The organism is Corynebacterium sp. c25Ua_47, from assembly GCF_039907205.1.
GTDB classification, from domain to species: Bacteria; Actinomycetota; Actinomycetes; order Mycobacteriales; family Mycobacteriaceae; genus Corynebacterium; species Corynebacterium hiratae.
In genome coordinates this window covers 1-449 of record NZ_JASBOH010000043.1, presented here as the reverse complement: position 1 = coordinate 449, position 449 = coordinate 1, and the positions used below count along the sequence as shown (strand labels likewise).

Annotated in this window: 1 protein-coding gene; it reads left to right on the top strand. The window is 45.9% G+C overall.

Annotated features, from left to right (window positions below):
• The coding region (locus QKE52_RS13345) for a hypothetical protein (protein ID WP_347949008.1) at positions 1-215 on the top strand (215 nt) is incomplete at its 5' end.
• Positions 216-449 lie beyond the last annotated feature (234 nt).

The following is a 449-nucleotide window of genomic DNA, read 5'->3' as shown; positions in this document are numbered from 1 at the left end:
AGGCAACCACCACCACAAAAGCAGCAGAAGACAATGCTGGTGTGAACACACAAAACACAAAAGAACAAAGAAATCACACAAACCACAACCCACCACCAACACACGCACAAAGCACGTATCAGCAGCAAGCACATGGTTTAATGCTCGCGTCCACTATACAGTTCTCACACAACACCCCACACAAGACAACAACCACACCACAAACGGTCAAATAGCCATCGAAACTTATGCGGGTTACAACCAGGGAACAATGCCCCAGACACCCAACAATGCACCAAAGACTTTTTAAATCAGACACCTAACAAGTGCCGTGTTGGTTAACCCATCATTCTGGTTAAGATGTATCTCCACCCGATTAACTTACGGTGGCAGCAAGACAAACGCTTACTCAACCACCAAGCCATGAAAAAATACTCACAGCCAAAGGCACCAACTGGTACCCACAAAAA